This is a genomic window from Falsiroseomonas sp., assembly GCF_041690465.1.
Lineage (GTDB): Bacteria > Pseudomonadota > Alphaproteobacteria > Acetobacterales > Acetobacteraceae > Falsiroseomonas.
Map to the genome: position 1 here is coordinate 1 of NZ_JAWLHG010000035.1, position 22,682 is coordinate 22,682.

Below are 22,682 nucleotides of genomic sequence, written 5' to 3' on the forward strand. Positions count from 1 at the left end.
TGAACCATCAACAGCAGCCAGCATGACAGCCATACCCGCATCGCCTGCGCGCCCTCAGCTTCTCAGCCTTCGGCACGCAACGGAAAGGGGTAAGGCAGCATGACCGCGCTTGCCGCGCGTCACGCCGCGGGCGTGCTCTCCGCACGACGCATCTGGGGCCTGATGTACCGCCACCTCGCGCTCTACCGCCGCTCCTGGCCGCGGCTGCTGGAGCTGATGTACTGGCCGGTCCTCCAAATGGTCGTTTGGGGCTTCGTCACCGCCTATCTCGCCGGGCTGCAGAACAACGTCGCCAGCGTCGCCGCCGGCGTGCTGATCGGTGGCGTGCTGCTGTGGGAGGTCGCGATCCGCAGCCAGATGGGCTTCGCGATCTCCTTCCTCGAGGAGATCTGGTCGCGCAACCTCGGCCATATCTTCGTCAGCCCGCTGCGCCCGCAGGAGCTGGTGGCCGGGCTGGTGGGGATGAGCATGATCCGCATGTTCGCCGGCGTGATCCCGGCGATGCTGCTCGCCTTCCTGCTCTACGGCTTCGGCCTGTGGCGCATGGGGCCGGTGGTGGTGCTGTTCTTCGCCGGGCTGATGATGATGGGCTGGGCGGTGGCACTCGGCGTCACCGCGCTGATCCTGCGCCACGGCGCCGGGGCGGAGCCGCTGGCCTGGTCCGTGCTGTTCGGGCTGACGCCGTTTGCCGCCGTCTACTATCCGGTTGCCGTGCTACCGGACTGGCTCGAGCCTGTGGCGCTGCTGATCCCGGCCGCGCATGTCTTCGAGGGGATGCGGGCCGCGCTGCTGGAGGGCGGCATCGCCTGGGGCCACCTCGGCGCCGCCTTCGGGCTGAACCTGGTCTGGCTGGCGGCGATGGGCTGGCTGTTCCTGCGCCAGTTCGAGGGCGCACGGGTGCGCGGCGCGCTGCTCAACATCGGGGAGTAGCAGCCGCCCCGGCGCCGCGCCGAGGCGCGCCATCAGCCCGCGCAGCAGCCCGAGCGCCGCCTGCCAGCCGCGCCGCCTTGCCCCATGGTGCAGCCGGCGCGCCCGGCGCCGGTAGTGGTCCAGGTCGAGCGCGCCATCGGCGTGCCGCCGCACCCCATCCGCCTTCGCCATTCCGCGATCCTCCGCCTGGCCCCGCACCGCGCAGGGACGATGGTGGGATGATGCGGAAGGCCGCCCCTGCCCGCTTTGAGAGCCGGCCGATTTTCGCTTGAGGCGCCGATGATTTCCGGCCCAGTTTGGCGCATGTTGTTCCGCTTCGGCGATTGCGAGCTCGACGAAGGCCGGCGGGAACTGCGCCGCGCCGGTGCGCTGGTGCCGGTGGAGCCGCAGGTCTTCGACCTGCTCGCCCATCTCGTGCGGCACCGGGACCACGTCGTGAGCCGGGACGACATGATCGGCAGCGTCTGGGGCGGGCGCATCGTCTCGGACTCCACCCTCTCCAGCCGGATCAACGCCGCACGCAAGGCCATCGGAGACAGCGGCGAGGCGCAGGCGATGATCCGCACCGTGGCCCGTCGTGGCGTCCGCTTCGTCGGCGAGGTGTGCGAGACGGACGGACCGCCCGCGGCGGCGTCCCCCGCGCCGCCCGCGGCGACCTCCCCCGCGCCGCCTGCGGCGACCCCCGCCCCACCCGACCCACCGCCGCGCCAGGAGGTGCGCTTCTGCCGCGCGCCGGACGGCGTGACGCTCGCCGTCGCCACCGCCGGCGACGGGCCGGTGTTGATCCGGGCCGGCACCTGGCTCACCCATGTCGAGCACGACTGGACCAGCCCGCTCTGGGCGCCGCTGCTCACCCGGCTGGCCGGCCGCAACCGCCTGGTGCGATACGACGTGCGCGGTTGCGGGCTGTCGGATCGCGAGGTCGCCGACATCTCGGCCGACGCCTTCGCGCGCGACCTGGAGGCGGTGGCCGGTTCGCTCGCGGTGCCGCGATATGCGCTGATGGCGGCCTCGCAGGGCGCGGCGGCGGCCATCGCCCATGCGGCGGCGCATCCCGGCCGGGTGACCCGGCTGGTGATCTGCGGCGGCTATGCGCGCGGGCGGAACCGCCGCGGCCAGCCGGTGGAGCGGGAGAAGGCACAGGCGATCCTGACGCTAATGCGGCAGGGCTGGGGCGACCCGCGCTCCGCCTTCCTGCAGATGTTCAGCGCCCTCTACGTGCCGAAGAGCTCGCCCGGGCAGCTCGCCTGGTGGGTGGAGGCGCAGCGGCAGAGCAGCAGCGGCGAGACGGCGGTGCGCATCCGCGAGGCCTGCGACGACATCGACGTGACGGCGCTGCTGCCGCGCGTGGCGGCACCGACGCTGGTGCTGCACGCCCGCGGCGACAGCGTCTCGCCCTTCGAGGAAGGGCGGCTCATCGCCGCCGGGATCCCGGGCGCGCGCTTCGTGGAACTCGACAGCGACAATCACGTGATCCTGGAGGGAGAGCCGGCCTGGCCGCGCTTCCTGGCGGAGATCGAGGCGTTCCTGGCGGCCTGACGCCGCCACCCTTGGGGCGCTGGCGCGTTCGCCCCTGCATGCAGCGCCCTCCCCCGCCCGCCTTTCTCTTCGCCACCGGCATCGAGAACTCCAACCCGCGCATCAAGGGTGGCACCATCCGCGTGGACGAGATGGCGCGCTGCCACCACTACGAACGCTGGCGCGAGGATTTCACGCTGGTGGAGGAGCTCGGCCTCTCCTTCCTCCGCTACGGGCCGCCGCTGCACACCAGCTTCCTCGGCCAGGGCCGCTACGACTGGGAGTTCGCCGACCAGACCTTCGGCGAGCTGCATCGGCGCGACATCGTCCCGATCGTGGACCTCTGCCATTTCGGCGTGCCGGACTGGATCGGCGACTTCCAGAACCCGGACTTCCCGGCGCTGTTCGCCGAATACGCCTATGCTTTCGCGCAGCGCTTCCCCTGGGTGCAGCTCTATACGCCGGTGAACGAGATGTACATCTGCGCCCTGTTCTCCGCGCGCTACGGCTGGTGGAACGAGGAAGGCACCACGGACCGGACCTTCGTCACCGCGCTGAAGCACATCGTGCGCGCCAACATCCTCGCCATGCAGCAGATCCTGAAGGTCCGCCCCGACGCCATCTTCATCCAGTCCGAGAGCACCGAATACTTCCACGCCGAGAGCCCCGCCGCGATCGCGCCGGCCGAGGCGCGCAACGCCGAGCGCTTCCTCTCGCTCGACCTCAACTATGGCCGCCGTGTGGACAGTGGCATGTACGAGTACCTGATGGATGGCGGCATGACCCGGGAGGAGTACCGCTTCTTCCTCGAGCACTCGCCGCTGAAGCGCCACTGCATCATGGGCAACGACTACTACTGGACCAACGAGCACCTGGTGCAGCCGGACGGCCGCACCCGTGCCTCCGGCGAGGTGTTCGGCTACGCCGTGCTGACCGGCCAGTACCACGATCGCTACGGCCTGCCGGTGATGCACACCGAGACCAACCTGCGCGACGACAACCCGGGCGACGCCGAGCGCTGGCTGTGGAAGCAATGGGCGAACGTGCTGCGCGTGCGCAACGACGGCGTGCCGGTGATCGGCTTCACCTGGTATTCGCTGACCGACCAGGTGGATTGGGACAGCGCCTTGCGCGAGGTGAACGGGAATGTGGACAAGGTCGGCCTCTACGACCTCGACCGCCGCATCCGCCCGGTCGGCCGCGCCTACAAGCGCCTGGTGGAGCAGTGGCGGGAGGTGCTGCCGGCGCAATCCCTCTGCCTGCAGGTGCCGGTGGTGATGCCGAGCGCCTATGACACGGACGGGCTGCCGGACGCCTATTGGGCGATGCAGGCGAGGCGGCGCGGGCGGTAGCAACGCACGCCGCGCCGCGCTAAAGCCGGCGCGTGACCACCACCCGCCTCTTTCTCGTCCGCCACGCGCTGGTGGAGCCCTCGGCACGGCTGACCATGTACGGCGCCATGGACGTCGGCCTCTGCGAACTGGCGTTGCGGCAGGAGGCGGCGTCCTATCGCTGGCTCGCGGCAAGGCTGCCGCGGCCGGCGCGCTGGATCATCACGCCGCTCTCCCGCACCCGCGCCACCGCCGCCGCCATCTTCGCCGCCGGCTACGCCGAAGCCCCGCTCGAGACCCATCCCGAACTGATCGAGCAGCATCTCGGCGAATGGGAGGGGCTGCCGCACGAGGCCTTTGCCGAGCGGCTGCGCCACCCCGCCCATCCCTTCTGGTCCATCGGCGTGGATGAGCGGCCGCCCGGTGGGGAGAGCTTCACCGACGTGATCGGCCGTGTCGGCCCGGCCGTTGACCGGCTGGTGGCGGAGAATGCAGGTGGCGATGTCGTGATCGTTGCCCATGGCGGTTCGATCCGCGCCGCGCTGGCACATGCGATGGGGGTGGGCGGCCTGCCGGTCCTGGCCTTTTCGATCAAGAACCTGGCCCTCAGCCGGCTGGAGAAGATCGGGTCCGATTGGCGCGTCGCGGCGGTGAACGAGGAGCCCTTCACCCTGCCCGCGGAGGAATAGCCAGACGGGTTGGCCGGCATCGGCCCCGGAAACGCCCTGGATGCGCCTTGGACAGCGGAGTCGCATCACTGTAGAATCACCCGCACGACAATAATTTGGCGGAGGTCGCTCATGTTCCGTGGCATCGTCCTGGCGGCCCTGCTGCTGGTCGCCGCACCAGCCCTGGCGCAGCAGGCCCAGCAGACCCTGGTGGACCGCGCGACGCTCGCCGTGCAGGAGGTGATGACCTCCGGCGACCGCCCGCAGGATGCGCAGGATTTCCTGCGCCGGTCGCGGGGGGTGATGGTCTGCCCGCGGATCTTCCGGGCCGGCTTCATCATCGGCGGCGAGACCGGCACCTGCGTCCTCCTCGGCCGCGACGGCGGCGGATCCTGGTCCTCGCCCGCCTTCTACCAGATGAGCTCCGGCAGCATCGGCCTGCAGGCCGGGATCCAGGACGCGACGCTGGTGCTGATGATCATGACCGATCGCGGGCTGACCGCGCTGATGAACAGCCAGTTCACGCTGGGCGCCGATGCGGCGCTGACCTTCGCCACCTTCGGCGCCGGCATCCAGGGCGGCACCACCACCGCCGCGGGCGCCGACATCGTGGCGGTCGCCCGCTCCCGCGGGCTGTTCGCCGGCATGTCGCTGGAGGGTTCGCTGCTCACCTACCTGCCCGACTATGCCCGCGCCTATTACGGGCGGGAGGCCTCGGCCCGGCAGATCGTGGTGGCAATGGAGGCCCACAACCCGGGCGCCGATCCGCTCCGTGCGATGCTGATGCGCTTCGGCACCCGGCAATAGCGGCGGCGCCTCGGCGCAAGACATGCGCGGCGTGTCTCGATTCGGCCGGCAGCCGATTGCGGGGGCGCCGCGTCCATGCGCAGCCATGGAAACCGCATAGTAGCAATTCGGCATCGCTGGCCGTCGGATCGCGCACAGGTTGCAAAACGAGAATTGACCACGCCCCTTCGGCGGTGCAACACGGACGTGTGATCGTCATTGACCCCGAGGTCGCCGGCGCACTGGCATCGGCGGTGCCGCAGGCGGACTTCGTCCAGATCCTGCACGCCTTCGAAGCGGATCTCGACCGCCTGGCGCAGGATTGTGCCCGTGCGGCAGAGAGTGGTGATCCGCAGGCTCTTCGCCGTGCCGCCCACAGTCTGGCGGGCACCGCGGCGGGCATCGGCGCCCAACGGCTGGAAGCCGCGGCGCGGGAGGCGATGCAGGCTGGCGACGACCCAGATCCCGCGCTGATCGCCCGCATCCGTACGGAGACCGCGGCTGTGCTCGTCGAACTCGCCAGCATGGCGAAGCCGCGCCCGCGCTGAGTCGGCGCCAGGCTGACCGCCGCTGATGGCATCGTCCGGCGGCGCCGGGGAGCGGCGCCTGACGCGGGGACGCCTGTGTCCTTGATCCGCGACCCGCTCCACCCCATGATGCAGTGCACAAATGGCGCCGCCCTGCCGGAGCATGGAAGCGCGCGGATCGGCCGCGCGCCCCCGCTCCGGCGCCTCCCGGGCCAGGACGCCGGAAGGAACGCCACATGCGCTGGGAGCCCGACCGCTCGGCACCCGCCCTTACCATGAAGGCCCCGGACAGTTTCTGGACGGCGATCTCGCGCGGCGCGCGCAATCGCTGCCCGGTCTGCGGCGAGGGCCACGTCTTCACGGGCTATCTCACCGTGACGGATTGCGAGGTCTGCGGCGCCCGGCTCGGCCGGCTGCGGGCGGATGATGCGCCGCCCTACTTCACCATCCTGCTGACCGGCCACCTGCTGGTGCCGCCGGTGCTGTGGATCGAGAAGGCGTACCAGCCGCCGATGTGGCTGCACATGGCGGTCTGGCTGCCGCTTTTCGCGCTGGCCTGCATCCTGCTGCTGCGGCCGATCAAGGGCGCGGTGGTGGGCTGGATGGTCAAGCTGGGCTTCACCGGCGCCGAGCATGGCGGCGATCCGCCCGAAAGCCGCTAGCGCAGCGCCATGCCCGAGCGGGACCTCGTCCGCATCTTCCTGCCCGATGCCCAGCCACTGCCCAGTCCCTATGCGGAGGCCGACCGGCGGCAGGCCGTGGAGGATCTGCTGGCAGGAAACCGCTTCCGACCGAAGGGGCTCGCCCCGCCGCTCGGCCTGCACATCATGGTGCGCGACGGGCGGCTGATCCTCGACATCCGCGACGCCGAGGATGCGCCGCTGCACGCGCTGGTGCTTGCCCTCGGGCCGTTCCGGCGGCTGATCAAGGACTACCACCTGGTGGTGGAAAGCCACGAGAAGGCGGTCTCCGAGGGCGGCTCAGAGGCGCGGATCCAGGCGATCGACATGGGAAGGCGGGGCCTGCACAACGAGGGCGCGGAATTGCTGGCGGACCGGCTGAAGGGCCGCGTCGAGCTGGATTTCGAGACGGCGCGGCGGCTCTTCACGCTGGTCTGCGCGCTGCACCAGCGGATCTGAAGGGCGGATTCCCATGAAGATCGATGGCGTTGCCTACCGCTCCGTCTGGGTGGATCGCGAGGATGGCTGGTCCGTCCGCATCTTCGACCAGACGAAGCTGCCCTGGACCGTCGAGATCCTGCGCCTGACCGACGAGGACCAGGTGGCGCTGGCCATCCGCTCCATGCAGGTGCGCGGCGCGCCGCTGATCGGCGCGGTCGCGGCCTATGGCGTGGCGCTGGCGCTGCGGCGCGATCCCTCCACCGCCAATCTCGACCGCGTGGTGGAGATGCTGGGCCGGACCCGGCCGACCGCGGTGAACCTGCGCTGGGCGCTGGATCGCATGCGGGCGGCGCTGCACAACCTCGCCCCCACCGACCGCGTGGCGGCCGCCTATGCCGAGGCCGCGGCGATCTGCGACGACGACGTCGAGACCTGCCGCCGCATCGGCGAGCACGGCCTGCCGCTGCTGCAGGAGATCGCCGCCCGGAAGGCGCCCGGCGAGCGGGTGAACGTGCTCACCCATTGCAACGCCGGCTGGATCGCCACGGTGGATTACGGCACCGCGCTCAGCCCCATCTACCAGGCGCACGACCTCGGCCTGGATGTCCATGTCTGGGTGGACGAGACGCGGCCGCGCAACCAGGGTGCGGCGCTGACCGCGTGGGAGCTCGGCAGGCACGGCGTGAAGCACACCGTCGTGGCGGACAATGCCGGCGGCCACCTGATGCAGCATGGCGAGGTGGACATCGTGATCGTCGGCACCGACCGCGTCACCCGGCAGGGCGACGTGGCGAACAAGATCGGCACCTACCTCAAGGCGCTGGCGGCGCGCGACAACGGCGTGCCGTTCTGGGTGGCGCTGCCGCATTCCACCCTCGACATGGGCGTGCGCGACGGCGTCGCCGAGATCCCGATCGAGGAGCGCAATGCGGCGGAAGTGACCGACCTCACCGGCCGCACCGCGGACGGGCGGATCGAGACCGTGCGCGTGGTGGCCGAGGGCAGCCCTGCCGCGAACCCCGCCTTCGACGTGACGCCGGCCCGCCTGGTGACCGGGCTGATCACCGAACGCGGACGGGCGGAGGCCAGCGAGGCGGGGCTGGCCGCCCTCTACCCCGACAGGCTCTGACGCTCGCGGCCGCGGGGCTCGAGCAGCCAGAGGCCGCCGACCAGCGCGACGCCGCCCAGGCCGGCCAGCAGAGCCGCCAGGAAGGGGGGCACCCGGCCCGGCAGGGTCGCATCGCCCATGACGAGTATGACGGTCATCAGGACCGAGACCAGGCCGAGGAGCACGAGGCTTAGCGCAAAGCGGTGCATGGCATCCGTCCGTGGAGACTGCGTATGTGCCTTCTACGCAGGCAGCGCGGCGCGCAGGCGACGCGGAAAAGGCCGGATTGTGGCGCGTGATGGGTGAATTGTTCCCTGTGCGGGGTGGCGCCCCGTGCCGGGGAATGGAATCTTGTCCAGAGGCACAGAACCGAGGAGAGACCCCATGCGGCGAAGCCTGACAGCTGCCCTTCTGTCCATGACCCTGGCCGGCCCGGCCCTGGCCCAGGGACAACCGCCGCTGCGCTGCGCGGTGGACGGCACCTTCGCGCCGCACGCCTTCCCGACCATGCAGGGCGGCGTGCAGGGCTTCAACGTGGACCTGTTCAAGGAGGTCGCGAAGCGCCTCGGCCGCGAGCTGACGATCGACAGTGCCAGCTTCTCCGGCCTGATCCCGGCGATGAATGCCGGCCGCTACGACTTCCTCTGCGCGCCGACCACGGCGACGCGGGAGCGCGCCGAGAACATGCTGTTCACCGAGGGCTACCTCTACACCGCCTTCCAGTTCGGCATCCGCCGCGGCAGCGCGCCGATCCGCTCCATGGACGACCTGCGCGGCAAGGCGATCAGCGTGAACAAGGGCAGCGCCTATGACGCCTGGGCGCAGGCCAATGCCAGCCGCTACGGCTTCACCGTGCAGACCTACGACACCCAGCCCGATGCGGTGCAGGCGGTGGTCTCCGGCCGCGCCTATGCGAATCTCGGCGGCAACACCGTGGTGCGCTACGCCGCGACCCGCACGCCGCAATTCGTGCCCGACTTCGTGATCCGCGAGACCCGTGCCCATTGGTCGGCGCCGCTGCCGATGGGAGCGACCGCGCTGCGCGTGCAGATCGAGAACGCGCTGGAATGCATGAAGAAGGACGGCACGATCGCGCGCCTCTCGCAGCAATGGTTCGGCAGCGCGCCGGCCGAGGACGACGCCGAGAACACCGTCTTCCCGGGCACCGGCGTGCCCGGCTTGCCGGGCTACGATCCCACGCCGCGCGAGCCGCGGTGCTGAGCGCCGATTCGAAAAACAGGCGGCCCGCCGCATTTCCGGCGGGCCGAGCGCGCGGATGCGCGCCGCGCCCAGACCGACAGTAACGCGAAGTGCGACAGCGCGTGGTGCGAAGCCAAGCCGCCGAAGGCGGCGCCCGGCGTTTGAGAGCAGCCAGATGAGCGGCTGGGAAGGCTTCGCCTTCAGCTTCCTGAATGCGCGCGTCGCGGCGCAATACTGGCCGAAGATCCTGGAGGGGCTCGGCGTCACCATCGCGCTCGCCGCGCTGATCATCGTCGCCGGGCTCGCCCTCGGCCTGGGGCTCGCGGTGCTGCGCAGCCTCGGCATCCGACCGCTGAACTGGGCGATCATCTTCGTGGTGGATCTGTTCCGCGCGCTGCCGCCGCTGGTGATCATCGTGCTGATCTATTTCGGCCTGCCGGCTGCCGGCATCGGCTTCTCCGCCTTCGCGGCCACCTGGCTGTCGCTGACGCTGGTGCTGATGGCCTTCTCGGAAGAGATCTTCTGGGGCTCGATCTGCGCCGTGCCGAAGGGCCAGTGGGAATCCGGCCGCGCGCTCGGGCTGCGCTTCCTGCCGACCATGCGGCTGATCGTGCTGCCGCAGGCAATCCGCATCGCCATCCCGCCGCTGACCAACCGGACCATCGCCATCACCAAGGGCACCGCGCTTGGCTCCGTGGTGGCGGTGGCCGAGATCCTGGGCGCGGCGCAATCGGCCATGGCCTTCTCCGGCAACCCGACGCCGCTGATGATGGGGGCGGTCGCCTACCTGATCCTGTTCCTGCCGGTGGTGGTGGCCGGGCGCTGGATCGAGACCCGATTCGCGTGGCGGCGATAGGCGCCCGGAGGTCGGATCGGCGATGAACGACTTCGTCCAGGCCTTCCTGAATCTCGAGATCGCGGTCGCGGCGGCGCCAATCCTGTGGCTCGGCTTCCAGCAGACGCTGCTGCTCTCGCTGCTGGTGGTGCCGCTCGGCCTCGGCATGGGGCTCGTGCTGGCGCTGCTCTCGACACGGCGCGAGCCCTGGCTGCGCTGGCCGCTGATCGGCTTCATCGACGTCTTCCGCGCGATTCCGCCGCTGGTGCTGCTGATCCTGCTCTATGCGGGCCTGCCCTTCGCGGGGCTGGAGCTCAGCGCCTGGGGATCGGTGGCGATCGCCTTCATGCTGAACACCGGCGCCTACTATGCTGAAATCCTGCGCGCTGGCATCGAGGCGGTGCCGCGCGGCCAGCACGAGGCAGCCACCGCGCTGGGGCTGCGCGCCTGGCAGCGCTGGATCTTCGTGGTGCTGCCGCAGGCGGTGCGCAACGTGCTGCCGGACCTGATCGGCAACACGCTGGAGGTGGTGAAGCTGACCTCCATCGCCAGCGTGGTCGCGCTGCCCGAATTGCTGTTCCAGGCCCGCCAGGCGCAGAGCGTAACCTTCAATGCGACGCCGATCGTGGTCGCCGCCGTGGCCTACTTCATCCTGCTCTGGCCCTTCGTGCGGCTGCTGTCGCGGTTGGAGAACCGGCAGCTGGCGGGGCGGCGGTAGCCGTCACAGGACGGCATACACGTCGTAGATCGGCCCCTGCGGGGGACGCTGCCCGATCGCGACCGCCAGCACCTTGTTCAGCCAGTCCAGCGGACCGGGGGCGGTCTCAAACCGGATCGCGGTGCGCATGTAGTAGGTGGCGGGATCCACCACCTCGCCGGCGGCCATCCGCGCCAGCACCTCCGGCGGGCCGGCGCGCAGGCCGGTGTAGGTGATGCCGATGAGCTGCCCGTCCTCGGCCCGCAGCATCGCCCGCACATCCAACCGGGTGGCGCCGTCGCTGCCGGTCAGCATCCAGTCCGCGCCGCCCGGCAGCACCACGCCGCTGGCCGCCGGGCCATGGAAGCGCCCGCCGGTGACCAGGCCGACGCGGCGCTCGCCGACGGGCGTGGCGCCGAGCAGCGTGCCCTCGACGGTCAGCTCCATGCGGAAGAGGAAGTCCGACTTCAGCGGCAGCGGGTCCATCAGCGTTGTCTCCAGGGCAGGCCATCGGCCTTCCAGCCGGCGACGGTGCCGCGATGGCCCTCGGCATCCACCGGGCCCTCGAAGCCGTCGGCGACGTTGAAGGCATGCGGAAAACCCGCGGCCTGCGCCGCCTGGCCGGCCGCCAGCGATCGCGCGCCGGAGCGGCAGATGAAGTAGAGCTTCGTCTCCGGGGTGGCGCCCGCGCGGTGCAGATGCTCGGCGAAGGCGCCGTTGACCTGCATGCTGGGATAGACCTGCCAGGGGATCAGCGCGACCTGCTTGCCGAGGCCTTCGAGGTCCGGCACGCCGACGAAGTTCCACTCCGCGTCGGTGCGAACATCCACCAGCATCGCGTCCTTGTCGTGCGCCAGTTCCTGCCAGGTGGCGCGGGGGCTGACATCGGGTACGCCGGCCATGGTGTCCTCTCCTTGCCGTTGCCGCGGAGGATGGGTCGCCGCGTCGGGCGGCACAACGTCGGATCAGGCGGTTTCGCGAAAAATCTCGCGGCCGATCAGCAGCCGGCGGATCTCGCTGGTGCCGGCGCCGATCTCGTAGAGCTTGGCATCGCGCAGCAGGCGGCCGGCCGGGTAGTCGTTGATGTAGCCATTGCCGCCGAGGATCTGGATGGCGTCGAGCGCCGCCTTCGTCGCGGCCTCCGCCGCGAACAGGATCGCGCCGGCGGCATCCTTGCGGCTGGACCTGCCACGGTCGCAGGCCCGGGCGACGGCATAGACATAGGCGCGGGTCGCGTTCAGCGCGGTGTACATGTCGGCGACCTTGCCCTGGATGAACTGGAACTCGCCGATGGGCTGGCCGAACTGCTTGCGGTCATGGATGTAGGGGACGACGAGATCCAGGCACGCCTGCAGGATGCCGATGGGGCCGGCGGCCAGCACAGCGCGTTCGTAGTCGAGGCCCGACATCAGCACGCGCACGCCGCCATTCACCTGGCCGAGCACGTTCTCGGCCGGCACCTCGCAATCCTCGAACACGAGCTCCGAGGTGGGGCTGCCGCGCATGCCGAGCTTGTCGAGCTTCTGGGCGGGCCGGAAGCCCTTGAAGCCGCGCTCCACGATGAAGGCGGTGATGCCCTTGGGGCCGGCATCGGGCTCGGTCTTCGCATAGACCACCATGGTTTCGGCGTAGTGCGCGTTGGTGATCCACAGCTTGGTGCCGTTCAGCACGTAGCGGTCGCCGCGCTTCTCCGCGCGCAGCTTCATCGAGACGACGTCGGAGCCCGCACCCGGTTCGCTCATCGCCAGCGCGCCGAGATGCTCGCCGGAAACCAGCTTCGGCAGGTAGCGGCGCTTCTGCTCCTCGCTGCCGTTGATGCGGATCTGGTTCACGCACAGGTTGGAATGCGCGCCGTAGGAGAGGCCGACGGAAGCGCTGGCGCGGCTGACCTCCTCCATGGCGACTGTGTGGGCGAGATAGCCCATGTCGGCGCCGCCGTATTCCTCCGGCACGGTGATGCCGTGCAAGCCGAGCGCGCCCATCTCGGGCCACAGGTGGCGCGGGAACTCGTCGGTGCGGTCGATCTCGGCGGCGATCGGGGCGATGCGCTCATCGGCGAAGGCGCGGGTGGTGTCGCGCAGCGCGTCGATCTCGTCACCGAGATCGTGATCGAGCATGGGCATCTGGTTGGCGGCCATGGTGGCTACTCCTTCGACGCGTATTGCTTACGCAACACGCCTCTCATGATCTTGCCGGTGGCGGTCTGGGGCAAGGCATCGACGAACTCCACCTGGCGCGGGTAGAGATGCGCGCCGAGGCGGGTGCGGACGAAGTCCTGGATCTCCCGCGCCAGGACCGCATCGGGCGTGACGCCCGGCTTCGGCACGATCACCGCGGTCACGCGCTCGGTGCGCAGCGCATCGGGCAGGCCGATGACGGCGGCCGCCAGCACTGCGGGATGCTTCAGCAGGAAATCCTCCACCTCGCCGGGGCCGATGCGGTAGCCGGCGGAGGTGATCACGTCGTCGTCGCGGCCGAGGAAGAAGATGTGGCCGTCCTCGTCCGCGATGCCGCGGTCGCCGGTGATGAGCCATTCGCCGCGGAACTTCTCTGCCGTGGCCTCGGGCCGGTTCCAGTAGCGCAGGAACATCACGGGGTCGGGCGCGCGAATGGCGATGGCGCCCTCGCTGCCGGCTGGCAGCTTCGCGCCGTGGTCGTCAAGGATTGCGACCTCATGGCCGGGCACGGGGCGGCCCATGCTGCCGGGCTTCACCGGGAACAGGCCGGCGGAGTTCGAGACGACGAGGTTGCACTCGGTCTGGCCGTAGAACTCGTTGATCGTCAGGCCGAAGGCGGCGCGGCCCCAATCCAGGATCTCGGCGCCCAGCGTCTCGCCGCCGCTGCCGAGGCTGCGCAGGCGATGGCCGAAGCGGCGCGGGGTTGGCACCGCGCGCAGCATCTTCAGTGCCGTCGGCGGGATGAAGGCGTTGCGCACGCCGTGCTCCGCCACCAGCCGGAAGGCCTGTTCGGGGTCGAATTTCGGCATGCGATGCGCGAGCACCGGCACGCCATGGAACAGGCTTGGCAGCAGCACATCGAACAGCCCGCCGATCCAGGCCCAGTCGGCGGGGGTCCAGAACAGGTCGCCGGGTTGCGGGAAGCGCTCCTGCGGCAGCTCGACCCCGGGCAGGTGGCCGCGCAGCACGCGATGCGCATGCAGCGCGCCCTTCGGACTGCCGGTCGTGCCGGAGGTGTAGATGATCACGGCCGGATCGTCGGGGCCCGTCGCGACGCAAGCGTATTTGTCCTGCGCGCGCGCCATCTCCGCACGCAGGTCGAGCGCATCGCCGCCACCGAGCGCCAGCACGCAGCGCAGATCGGGCAGGCGGTCGCGGATGACGGCGAGCTTCGCGAGGCCGGCCTGATCCGTCACCAGCGCGGCCGCGCCGCAATCGGCCAGGCGATAGGCCAGCGCCTCCTCGCCGAACAGCAGGAACAGCGGCACGGCGACGGCGCCCATGCGATAGGCGGCGAGATGCGCCACCGCGGCCTCCGGCGACTGCGGCAGCAGCACGCCGATGCGGTCGCCGCGCGCAATGCCTTGCGCAGCCAGCGTATTCGCGAGGCGGCAGGCACGGCGGTGCAACTCATCGAAGGTGATGCGCTCGACCTGGCCGTCCTCGTGCAGGTGGATCAGCGCCGTGCGGCCGCTGCCGACCCAACGGTCGCAGGCCTCCTCCGCGATGTTGCAGCGTGCGGGGATGTCCCAGCGGAAGCGTGCCGCGACCCCGTCGTAGCTGTCGCCGGGCGGCAACAGCGCGGTCATGCCGGCCTCGTATCCTCGATGACCTTGCCGTCGTTCGGCAGCGCGCCCGGTTCCTCGAGCCGCACCTCGCCGCGCAGGCGGGTGATGCCCTGGAGCGACTTCGCAAGGCTCTCCACGAGCGATGCGTCGCGCACCGGCGTCTCGATGCGCAGCAGCATCGTGTCGCGCCCCTCGGCACTGCCGACGACGAGGCGCGCGCGCCCGAGACCGGGATGCGCACGGAGAATCTCCGCCACCTGCTCCGGCCGCACGAACATGCCGCGCACCTTGGTCGCCTGGTCGGCGCGGCCCATCCAGCCCTTGATGCGCGTGTTGGTGCGGCCGCAGGGCGATGTGCCCGGCAGGATCGCGGAGAGATCGCCGGTGGCGAAGCGGATCAGCGGATCCGGCGCATCGAGCAGCGTGACCAGCACCTCGCCGACCTCGCCGTCCGGCACGGGGTCGCCGGTGCCGGGGCGGACGATCTCGACAAGCACGCCTTCGTCGCAGATCAGCCCATCGCGCGCCTCCGATTCATAGGCGATGCAGCCGAGATCGGCGGTGCCGTAGCTCTGCAGCACGGTCAGGCCGCGATCGGCGTAGAAGGCGCGCAGCGCCGGCAGATAGGCGCCGCCCGTCACATGGCCGAGCTTCAGCGAGGAGAGATCGAGGCCGAGCGCCTCGCCCGCTTCCAGGATCGCCTTCAGGTAGTCCGGCGTGCCGGCGTAGCAGATGGGCCTGAGATGCGCCGCGGCGCGCGCCTGCGCCTCGGTGTTGCCGGGTCCGGCGGGAAAGACCGGGCAGCCGAGCGCGCGCGCGCCGCCTTCAAGCATGAAGCCCGCGGGCGTGAAGTGGTAGGCGAAGCAGTTGTGCATCAGTTGGCCGCGGCGCAGGCCGGTGGCATGCAGCGCGCGCGCGAAGCGCCAGGGATCGAGGCCGTCCGCCTGGCCTTCATGGATCGGGCCGGGCGAGGCGAAGATCCGCACCATGTCGCGCATCGGCGTGGCATTGAAGCCGCCGAGCGGCGGCGCCTCGGCCTGCAGGCGGATCAGTTCGGACTTCCGCGTCACGGGCAGGTGCGCCAGCACCTCCAGATCCGTCACGCCGACCGCATCCACCTCGTCCAGCAACTCGGCATAGGCCGGCGCCTGCTTCGCACGCAGCACCGCCTTCGGCAGGCGTAACGCGATACCATCCGCCCGCTCCTCGGCCGACTGTATCTCCTGCGCGTCGAAGAACCCGCTCACAGCCACCGCTTCCGCCGCTTGTAGGATTTCAGGTTGCGGAAGGATTTGCGCTCCGCGCCATGGCCGCCGAGGTAGAACTCCTTCACATCCTCGTTGTTCGCCAGCGCCTCTGCCGTGCCGTCCAGCACGACCTTGCCCTGCTCCATCACGTAGCCGTAGCTGGCGACGGAGAGCGCCATGCGGGCGTTCTGTTCCACCAGCAGGATGGTGATGCCGAGTTCCTCGTTCAGGCGGCGGATAATCCCGAAGACCTCCTTCACCAGCAGCGGCGAGAGGCCCATGGAGGGCTCGTCCATCAGGATCAGCTTCGGGCGCGCCATCAGTGCGCGCCCGATGGCCAGCATCTGCTGCTCGCCGCCGGAGAGATAGCCCGCCAGGCCGGTGCGTTCCTTCAGGCGCGGGAAGTAGCCATAGACCATCTCGATATCACGCTTCACATCGCCATCGGTCCGGGTGAAGGCGCCAAGGCGGAGGTTTTCCAGGCAGGTCATGTCGGCGACGATCCGGCGGCCTTCCATGACCTGGAAGATGCCCTTGCGGACGATCTGGTGCGCCTCGATGCCGTTGAGGCGTTCACCCGCGAAGCGGATGTCGCCGCGCGTGACCTCGCCTTCCTCGGATTTCAGCAGGCCGGAGATGGCCTTGAGCGTGGTGGACTTGCCGGCGCCGTTGGCGCCGAGCAGCGCGACGATTTTTCCTCTGTGCACCGCGAGGGAGAGGCCGCGCAGCACGAGGATGACATCGCTGTAGACGACCTCGATGTTGTTGACTTCCAGCAGCGGCGGCTCCCCCGTTCCCAGGGGAGCCTTGCTGTCGAGGGTCGCGGCCTGGCTCACCAGCCGAGCCAGTCGCGGCGACGGTCGAGCTCGATCGTGGTGACCGGCTCGATGCGCATGGTGCCGGCACGCATCAGCTCCGCCACGCTGCCCTGCGAGGTATCGCCGTTCACGCGGGCACGGTAGATCGCCACGCGCAGCGTGCCGCGATGGTCGTCGGGCGCGAAGTTGGAGGGGTTGCACACGCCCTCGAAGCCGCGCGGCACCCAGTTCTGGCGAGCGTAGAAGCCCTCCCGGATGCGTTCCCCGGTGACCTGGCCGCCATTCTGCGCGGCATGCTCCATGGCCTCCACCATCAGCATCGCGCTGCAGATGCCAGCGAGGTAGTGCACCGGGCGCCAGGCGCTGCCGGTGGTGTCGGACATGCGGCTGATGGCCTGCACCGTCTCGAAGCCAGGCTGCGCCTGCCCGCCTTGGGCGGTGATCTCGCCCCAGGTGGCGGCGGTGCGCACCGGGAAGACCACGCCGTTCGCGGCCTGGCCGGCCGCCTTCATCGCGTTCTCGTCCATGCCCCAGACATTGCCCATGAACTGCACCTGCACGCCGGCATTCTGGCAGGCCCGCAGCACCGAGATGTTGGAGCCCGCGGTATTGCCGAGATAGGCGTAGTTGGCCCCCTGCTGGCGCAGCGTCAGGCATTGCGCGGTGTAGTCGCCCGGCGTCAGCGCGAACTGGATGGCCGGCAGGACCTCGAAGCCGAGTTCACGCGCCAGCGCCTCGCCGGCTTCCTTGGGCGAGTTCGGATAGGGGTGATTGGCGCCCATATGCACGTATTTCGGCGTGCCCTGGCCGCCGCGCGCCTGCCAATCCTGCTTCGCCCATTGCAGCATAGCGCGCAGCGCATCGGAGTAGGAGGGGCCGTAGAAGAAGTTGAACGGCGCCGCCTCCACGCCGCGGCGGCCGCTGCGCCCCGCTGCATCGGTCAGCGCGGCGGAATAGGAGGCGGAGACGTAGGGGATGCGGTCGCGGGTGACGAAGCGGACCAGCGCCTCGGTGTCCGCCGTGCCCCAGCCCTGGATCGCCACGACGCGGTTGCGGCCGGTCCAGGCCTGGTACTGGCTGACGGCGCGCGGCGCCGCGTAGCCGTAGTCGAAGCCGGAGACGTCGAGCGGGCGGCCATTGATGCCGTTGCGCGTGCGGTTCACCCATTGCAGGGCGTCGCGCACGCCTTCGCCATAGGGCAGGCCGACATCGCTGGTGGCGCCGGAATTGTCCATCAGGTGGCCGACCGGGATGCGGTCCTGCGCGGCCGCCGGAGCGGCGATGGCCAGCGCGCCGGCGGCGGCCAGCAGGGTCTTGCGGGTGATCATGGTTCTTCTTCCTCCCAGGTTGTTCAGTGCGAGTACGGGTAGAGCTTCCAGTACGCCTTGATCAGGCGCCAGCGATGCGCGAGGCCGTCCGGCTCGAAGATCAGGAACAGGACGATGGCAGCGCCGACCGCCATTTCGCGCAGATAGGAGATCGATGCGCCGATCTTCAGCGCACGGTCCACCGGGCTGTCGGCCAGCAGGTCCGCGAAGCCCTGCACCACCTCCGGCAGCAGCACCATGAAGGCCGCGCCCATCAGCGAGCCGCTAATGCTGCCAAGGCCGCCGATGATCACCATCCCGAGGAACTGGATGGAGAAGAGGATGTTGAACGCCTCCACGCTGACGAACAGCAGGTAATGCGCGTAGAGCGCGCCCCCGATGCCGGCGTAGAGCGACGAGATGCCGAAGGAAAGCGTGCGGTAGTAGGCGAGGTTGATCCCCATAATTTCGGCCGAGAGATAGTGGTCGCGCACGGCGACCAGCGCGCGGCCGTCGCGCGTGCGCATCAGGTTCGCAGCACCCGCGAACATCACGACGACGCAGAACAGGACGACGTAGAAGTAGCTTTCCTCGCGATCGAAGGCGAAGCCGAACAGGGTGAGCGGCTCGGTGATGCGGCCGGCAACACCGCCGGTGAACCAGGCGGATCGGGCGAAGAAATCCTCCAGGATGAACTGCGCGGCCAGCGTCGCGATGGCGAGATAGAGCCCTTTCAGCCGCGCCGCCGGCGCACCGAACACCAGGCCGACAATGGCGGTGATCACGCCCGCCAGCGGGATCGCGGCCCAGACCGGAACGTGGAAGGCATCATGCAGCCAGGCGGAGGCGAAGGCGCCGACGCCGAAGAACGCCGCGTGACCAATGCTGATCTGCCCGGTGAAGCCCACAAGGATGTTCAAGCCGAGCGCAGCAATGCCCATGATGCCGATGTTGATCATCAGCGAGAGTTCCCAGCGGCCCAGCAGCAGCGGGCAGGCGCAGAGCACGGCGATCCCGATCCACAGCGCGATGCGGCTGTTGCGGGTGGGGAAGATGGTGGTGTCGGCGCGGTAGCTGGTGCGGTAGTCGCCAGCCGGGTGGAGGGAGAGAGTGGCCATTCGCGACTACACGCGCTCGGTGGTGGTCGCGCCGGCGGCGCGCGGTGGCTTGGAAACGCGCATCATACCCTCTCGATGTTGCGCGTGCCGAACAGGCCGTAGGGCTTGATCAGCAGGATCAGGACCAGCGCGTAGAAGGGGGCGATCTGGAACATGTTGCCCCAGTTCAGCCATTGGCTGTCGATGTAGTGCGCCCAGTTCTCCAGCAGCCCGACGATGATACCGCCGAGCACCGCGCCGAGCACGGAATCGAGCCCGCCAAGGATCACCGCCGGGAACACCTTGATGCCGTAGAACGACAAGGCCGAGGAGACGCCGTTCACCACGCCCACCACCACGCCGGCAACGGCCGAGACCACCGCAGAGATCGCCCAGGACATGGCGAAGACCTTCGGCACCGAGACGCCGAGCGACTGCGCCACCTGCTGGTCGAAGGCCGTCGCCCGCATGGCCAAACCATGCTTCGAGGCGGTGAAGAACCACGCGAAGCCCAGCATGATCAACAGCGAGATGCCGAGGCTGGCGAGATAGACCGTCTGCACCTCAAGCCCCAGCACGCTGACGCGCTCGGTCTCGAAGATCGGCGGGAAGGGCTTGGCGAAGACGCCGAAGATCCACTTCATCAGTGCCTGGAAGAAGATGCCGAGCCCGATGGTCGCCATGATCACGCTGATCACTGGCTCGCCGATCAGTGGCCGCAGCACCACGACCTGCAGCACCAGTCCGAAGAGGGTCATGAAGGCGAGGGTGAACAGGAAGCCCATCCAGAAGGGCAGCTGCCATTCGGTGAGGAACCACCAGCAGACCCAGGCGCCGACGAGCAGGAACTCGCCCTGCGCAAAGTTCACCACCTGGGATGCCTTGTAGATCAGCACGAAGGACATCGCGACGACGCCGTACAGCGCGCCGACGATCAGCCCGTTCAGCGTGAGCTGCAGCAGCAGCGCGAAGTCCATGCCCCCTCCCCTATTCCGCCGCCAGCGCAGGCGCTTCGGCGCCCATGCGCACCACGGTCAGGGTGGTGCGGATGCGCTGCTTCGTGCCGTCCTGGAAGGCGATCGTGGTGTCCACCGGGATCGCCGGCTCGCCGCGATAGATCGCCGCGATGATGTCGCCGTATTTCTGCGCGATGACGCCCCGCCGCACCTTCCTCGTCCGCGTCAGCTCTTCGTCGTCGGCGTCGAGCTCCTTGTAGAGCAGGACGAACTCGCGCAGCTGCTGCGCCGGCGGCAGGGTGGCGTTGACCTTGGCCACCTCGTCGCGGAGCAGGTCCAGCACCTGCGGCTTGGCGGCGAGATCCGAATAGGTGGTGAAGGCGATGCGGTTGCGCTCCGCCCATTTGGAGACGATCGGGAAGCGGATGCAGATCATCGCCGCCAGATGCGTCTGCCCGGCGCCCAGCACCACCGCCTCCGCGACATAGGGCGAGAACTTCAGCTTATTCTCGATGAACTGTGGGCTGAACCGGTCGCCGCGGCTGGTTTCCGCGATGTCCTTGATGCGGTCGATCACCACGAGCTGGCCGTTCTTCGCGATGTAGCCGGCATCGCCGGTGTGCAGCCAGCCATCGCGCATGTCGGCCACCTCCGTCGTGCCGAGATAGCCCGAGAACATGTTGGGGTGGCGCGTGACGATCTCGCCGACGCCGTTGGCATCGGGCTGATGGATGCGCAGCTCGATGGTCTCGTCGAACACCACGCCGACGCTGTCGAAATCAACCTCTTTCGGCCGGTGCAGGGTGTAGGCGCCGAGCAGCTCCGTCTGGCCGTAGAGCTGGCGCAGCGGCACGCCCATGGCCTGGAAGAAGCGGAAGGTGTCGGGGCCGAGCGCAGCGCCACCGGTGGCCGCCGAGGTCAGGTTGGTGAAGCCGAGCCGATCGCGCAGCGCACGGAACAGCAGCAGGTCGGCGGCGGCGGAGCGCTGCCCCCTGCCCAGCCCGTCGAGGCCCATCGTCATGCCGAGGTCGAACATCCGCCGCTTGAAGGGCGAGGCATCCATCACCTTGGCGCGCACCTCGGCGGCCAAGGCTTCCCAGACGCGCGGCGCGAACAGCACGAAGGTGGGGCCGATCTCGCGGAAATCGGCCATCATCGTCTCGGGCTCCTCGACGAAGTTGACCTTCATGCGGGAGATCAGCCCCCAGCCGAGCACGTAGATCTGCTCCATGATCCAGGGCAGCGGCAGGACCGAGACGTATTCATCCTCCGGCCCCTTCGGATCGGCCTTCAGATAGGCGCGGCAATGCCGGATCAGCGCACCGCCCGTCAGCATCGCCAGCTTAGGCCGCGCCGTAGTGCCGGATGTCGTGCAGAGAATGGCGATGTCCTCGCCCTCGGTCGCCGCCAGCATCTGTTCGTAGAGGCCCGGCTGCTGCAGGCCGAGATCGAGGCCGGACCTGATCAGCGACTCCAACGGCAGCAGGCGCGGATCGTCGTATTTGCGCATGCCGCGTGGATCGGCATAGACGATGTGCTGCAGGGTCGGCACGCGGTCGGAGACGTTGAGCAGCTTGTCCACCTGCTCTTCGTCCTCGGCGAAGACCAGCCGCGCGCCGGCGAATTCCAGCAGGTAGGCGACTTCGTCGTCCAGCGCGTCACGGTAGATGCCGAGGCTGCGCGCACGCACCGCATGCGCCGCGATCTCGCCCATCACCCATTCGGGGCGATTGTCGCCGATCAGCCCGATCACATCGCCCGCACCCAGTCCGAGCTGCTTCAGGCCGAGCGCCATGGCACGGGTGCGTTCCTGGTAGTCCGCCCAGCTCAGGCTGCGCCAGATGCCGAACTGCTTCTCGCGCAGCGCAACCTCGGTGCCATGCTGCGCTGCGTTGTGCGCCAGCAGCTTGGGCAGCGTATCAAGCGTGGAGTCGCTCAAACGACCTCCTCCGCCGGCTGCGTCACCTCATCCGCCTCGCCGAGATAGGCGCGCTTCACATGCGGATCGGCCAACACCTCCTCCGGGCTGCCCGCGGCGATGCGGCGGCCGAAGTCGAGCACCATGACGCGGTGGGAGATGTCCATCACCACGCCCATGTCGTGCTCGATCATCAGCACGGTCATGCCCCATTCCTCGTTGAGGTCCACGATGAAGCGGGCCATGTCCTCCTTTTCCTCGAGGTTCATGCCCGCCATCGGCTCGTCCAGCAGGATCAGCTTCGGCTTCACGGCGACCGCGCGCGCCAATTCCACGCGCTTGCGCAATCCGTAGGGCAGCGTGCCGGCCGGCGCCTTGCGAACGTGCTGGATCTCCAGGAAGTCGATGATCTCCTCGACCTCGCGGCGATGCGCCAGTTCCTCCTTCTGCGCGCCGCCGAGCCAGTAGAGCATGCCGCGGAGGAAGCCTGCCTTGAGCAGGTGGTGCCGCCCGACCATGATGTTGTCGAGCACGCTCATGTGCCCGAACAGCGCCAGGTTCTGGAAGGTGCGGCCGATGCCGAGCGCGGCGCGGCGGTTGGGGCCGAGGCGGGTGATGTCCTGCCCCTCGAACAGGATTCGGCCCTCGGTCGGCCTGTAGCGGCCGGAGACGCAGTTCACCATCGAGGTCTTGCCCGCGCCGTTCGGCCCGATGATGGAGAAGATCTCGCCCTGGCGCACATCGAAGGAGACATCGGTCAGCGCCCGCACGCCGCCGAAGCGCAGGCTGACACTCTCCGCCGCGAGGATCGTCGCCGCTTCCGCCACGCCGGACGGCCTCCCTGAAAGCGTTACGCCCTTATCGTTCTCCGCA

The 22,682-nt window shown here is 69.4% G+C and carries 24 protein-coding genes; 12 read left to right on the forward strand and 12 right to left on the reverse strand.

What is annotated here, in order from left to right; genetic code table 11:
• Positions 1-99: 99 nt before the first annotated feature.
• The 9 genes from ACESM1_RS23485 to mtnA all read left to right on the forward strand — a co-directional run bounded on the left by ACESM1_RS23485 (position 100) and on the right by mtnA (position 8,010).
• Entirely contained in the window at positions 100-930 is an 831-nt protein-coding gene (locus ACESM1_RS23485) for an ABC transporter permease (RefSeq protein ID WP_372623648.1), read from the forward strand.
• A gap of 303 nt (positions 931-1,233) precedes the next feature.
• Positions 1,234-2,469, forward strand: a complete 1,236-nt coding sequence (locus tag ACESM1_RS23490; RefSeq protein ID WP_372623649.1) for an alpha/beta fold hydrolase — start codon at positions 1,234-1,236, stop codon at positions 2,467-2,469.
• A gap of 38 nt (positions 2,470-2,507) precedes the next feature.
• The gene (locus ACESM1_RS23495; protein ID WP_372623650.1) at positions 2,508-3,800 is read left to right on the forward strand and encodes a family 1 glycosylhydrolase; all 1,293 of its coding nucleotides are present in this window, start codon (positions 2,508-2,510) and stop codon (positions 3,798-3,800) included.
• A 32-nt stretch (positions 3,801-3,832) separates the two neighbouring features.
• Positions 3,833-4,468 carry a histidine phosphatase family protein gene (locus ACESM1_RS23500; protein WP_372623651.1) on the forward strand — a complete coding sequence of 212 codons (636 nt, stop codon included), beginning with the start codon at positions 3,833-3,835 and terminating at the stop codon, positions 4,466-4,468.
• Positions 4,469-4,579: 111 nt separating this feature from the next.
• Positions 4,580-5,254, forward strand: coding sequence for a lipid-binding SYLF domain-containing protein (locus ACESM1_RS23505; protein ID WP_372623652.1), 675 nt, complete (start codon positions 4,580-4,582; stop codon positions 5,252-5,254).
• Between the two features lie 188 nt (positions 5,255-5,442).
• Complete coding sequence (locus ACESM1_RS23510; RefSeq protein ID WP_372623653.1) at positions 5,443-5,781, forward strand: Hpt domain-containing protein; 339 nt, start codon at positions 5,443-5,445, stop codon at positions 5,779-5,781.
• A 215-nt stretch (positions 5,782-5,996) separates the two neighbouring features.
• Positions 5,997-6,422 (forward strand): DUF983 domain-containing protein, encoded by a 426-nt coding sequence (locus ACESM1_RS23515; protein ID WP_372623654.1) that lies wholly within the window; start codon positions 5,997-5,999, stop codon positions 6,420-6,422.
• A 9-nt stretch (positions 6,423-6,431) separates the two neighbouring features.
• Positions 6,432-6,899 (forward strand): UPF0262 family protein, encoded by a 468-nt coding sequence (locus ACESM1_RS23520; protein ID WP_372623655.1) that lies wholly within the window; start codon positions 6,432-6,434, stop codon positions 6,897-6,899.
• 13 nt (positions 6,900-6,912) lie between these two features.
• On the forward strand, positions 6,913-8,010 hold the full coding sequence (gene mtnA, locus ACESM1_RS23525) for an S-methyl-5-thioribose-1-phosphate isomerase (protein ID WP_372623656.1): 1,098 nt from the start codon (positions 6,913-6,915) through the stop codon (positions 8,008-8,010).
• Here mtnA and ACESM1_RS23530 read toward each other — a convergent pair.
• Complete coding sequence (locus ACESM1_RS23530; RefSeq protein ID WP_372623657.1) at positions 7,992-8,198, reverse strand: hypothetical protein; 207 nt, start codon at positions 8,196-8,198, stop codon at positions 7,992-7,994. The two genes, mtnA and ACESM1_RS23530, sit on opposite strands and share 19 nt — an antisense overlap.
• A gap of 175 nt (positions 8,199-8,373) precedes the next feature.
• Between ACESM1_RS23530 and ACESM1_RS23535 the strand changes: the two genes are divergently transcribed.
• The 3 genes from ACESM1_RS23535 to ACESM1_RS23545 all read left to right on the forward strand — a co-directional run bounded on the left by ACESM1_RS23535 (position 8,374) and on the right by ACESM1_RS23545 (position 10,742).
• Entirely contained in the window at positions 8,374-9,210 is an 837-nt protein-coding gene (locus ACESM1_RS23535; RefSeq protein WP_372623658.1) for a transporter substrate-binding domain-containing protein, read from the forward strand.
• Between the two features lie 154 nt (positions 9,211-9,364).
• Positions 9,365-10,045 carry an amino acid ABC transporter permease gene (locus ACESM1_RS23540; RefSeq protein WP_372623659.1) on the forward strand — a complete coding sequence of 227 codons (681 nt, stop codon included), beginning with the start codon at positions 9,365-9,367 and terminating at the stop codon, positions 10,043-10,045.
• A gap of 22 nt (positions 10,046-10,067) precedes the next feature.
• Entirely contained in the window at positions 10,068-10,742 is a 675-nt protein-coding gene (locus ACESM1_RS23545; RefSeq protein ID WP_372623660.1) for an amino acid ABC transporter permease, read from the forward strand.
• 3 nt (positions 10,743-10,745) lie between these two features.
• On the opposite strand, the gene ACESM1_RS23550 is transcribed toward ACESM1_RS23545, so the two are convergent.
• The 11 genes from ACESM1_RS23550 to ACESM1_RS23600 form a co-directional block, all read right to left on the reverse strand.
• The gene (locus ACESM1_RS23550) at positions 10,746-11,207 is read right to left on the reverse strand and encodes a DUF3237 domain-containing protein (protein ID WP_372623661.1); all 462 of its coding nucleotides are present in this window, start codon (positions 11,205-11,207) and stop codon (positions 10,746-10,748) included.
• Complete coding sequence (locus ACESM1_RS23555; protein WP_372623662.1) at positions 11,207-11,623, reverse strand: rhodanese-like domain-containing protein; 417 nt, start codon at positions 11,621-11,623, stop codon at positions 11,207-11,209. Before ACESM1_RS23555 ends, ACESM1_RS23550 begins: the two co-directional genes overlap by 1 nt.
• A 63-nt stretch (positions 11,624-11,686) precedes the next feature.
• On the reverse strand, positions 11,687-12,859 hold the full coding sequence (locus tag ACESM1_RS23560) for an isovaleryl-CoA dehydrogenase (protein ID WP_372623663.1): 1,173 nt from the start codon (positions 12,857-12,859) through the stop codon (positions 11,687-11,689).
• A 5-nt stretch (positions 12,860-12,864) separates the two neighbouring features.
• Positions 12,865-14,487 (reverse strand): acyl-CoA synthetase, encoded by a 1,623-nt coding sequence (locus ACESM1_RS23565; RefSeq protein ID WP_411278378.1) that lies wholly within the window; start codon positions 14,485-14,487, stop codon positions 12,865-12,867.
• A complete protein-coding gene (locus ACESM1_RS23570; protein ID WP_372623664.1) occupies positions 14,484-15,713 on the reverse strand; it encodes a phenylacetate--CoA ligase family protein in 1,230 nt (409 codons plus the stop codon). Before ACESM1_RS23570 ends, ACESM1_RS23565 begins: the two co-directional genes overlap by 4 nt.
• Positions 15,710-16,492, reverse strand: coding sequence for an ABC transporter ATP-binding protein (locus ACESM1_RS23575; protein WP_411278380.1), 783 nt, complete (start codon positions 16,490-16,492; stop codon positions 15,710-15,712). Before ACESM1_RS23575 ends, ACESM1_RS23570 begins: the two co-directional genes overlap by 4 nt.
• 53 nt (positions 16,493-16,545) lie before the next feature.
• Positions 16,546-17,859: an ABC transporter substrate-binding protein gene (locus ACESM1_RS23580; protein ID WP_372623666.1), complete on the reverse strand. Its 1,314-nt coding sequence runs from the start codon at positions 17,857-17,859 to the stop codon at positions 16,546-16,548.
• Between the two features lie 23 nt (positions 17,860-17,882).
• A complete protein-coding gene (locus ACESM1_RS23585; protein ID WP_372623667.1) occupies positions 17,883-18,956 on the reverse strand; it encodes a branched-chain amino acid ABC transporter permease in 1,074 nt (357 codons plus the stop codon).
• Positions 18,957-19,018: 62 nt separating this feature from the next.
• Positions 19,019-19,912 (reverse strand): branched-chain amino acid ABC transporter permease, encoded by an 894-nt coding sequence (locus ACESM1_RS23590; RefSeq protein ID WP_372623668.1) that lies wholly within the window; start codon positions 19,910-19,912, stop codon positions 19,019-19,021.
• Positions 19,913-19,922: 10 nt separating this feature from the next.
• The gene (locus ACESM1_RS23595) at positions 19,923-21,830 is read right to left on the reverse strand and encodes an AMP-binding protein (protein ID WP_372623669.1); all 1,908 of its coding nucleotides are present in this window, start codon (positions 21,828-21,830) and stop codon (positions 19,923-19,925) included.
• Entirely contained in the window at positions 21,827-22,636 is an 810-nt protein-coding gene (locus tag ACESM1_RS23600; RefSeq protein WP_372623670.1) for an ABC transporter ATP-binding protein, read from the reverse strand. Before ACESM1_RS23600 ends, ACESM1_RS23595 begins: the two co-directional genes overlap by 4 nt.
• Positions 22,637-22,682 lie beyond the last annotated feature (46 nt).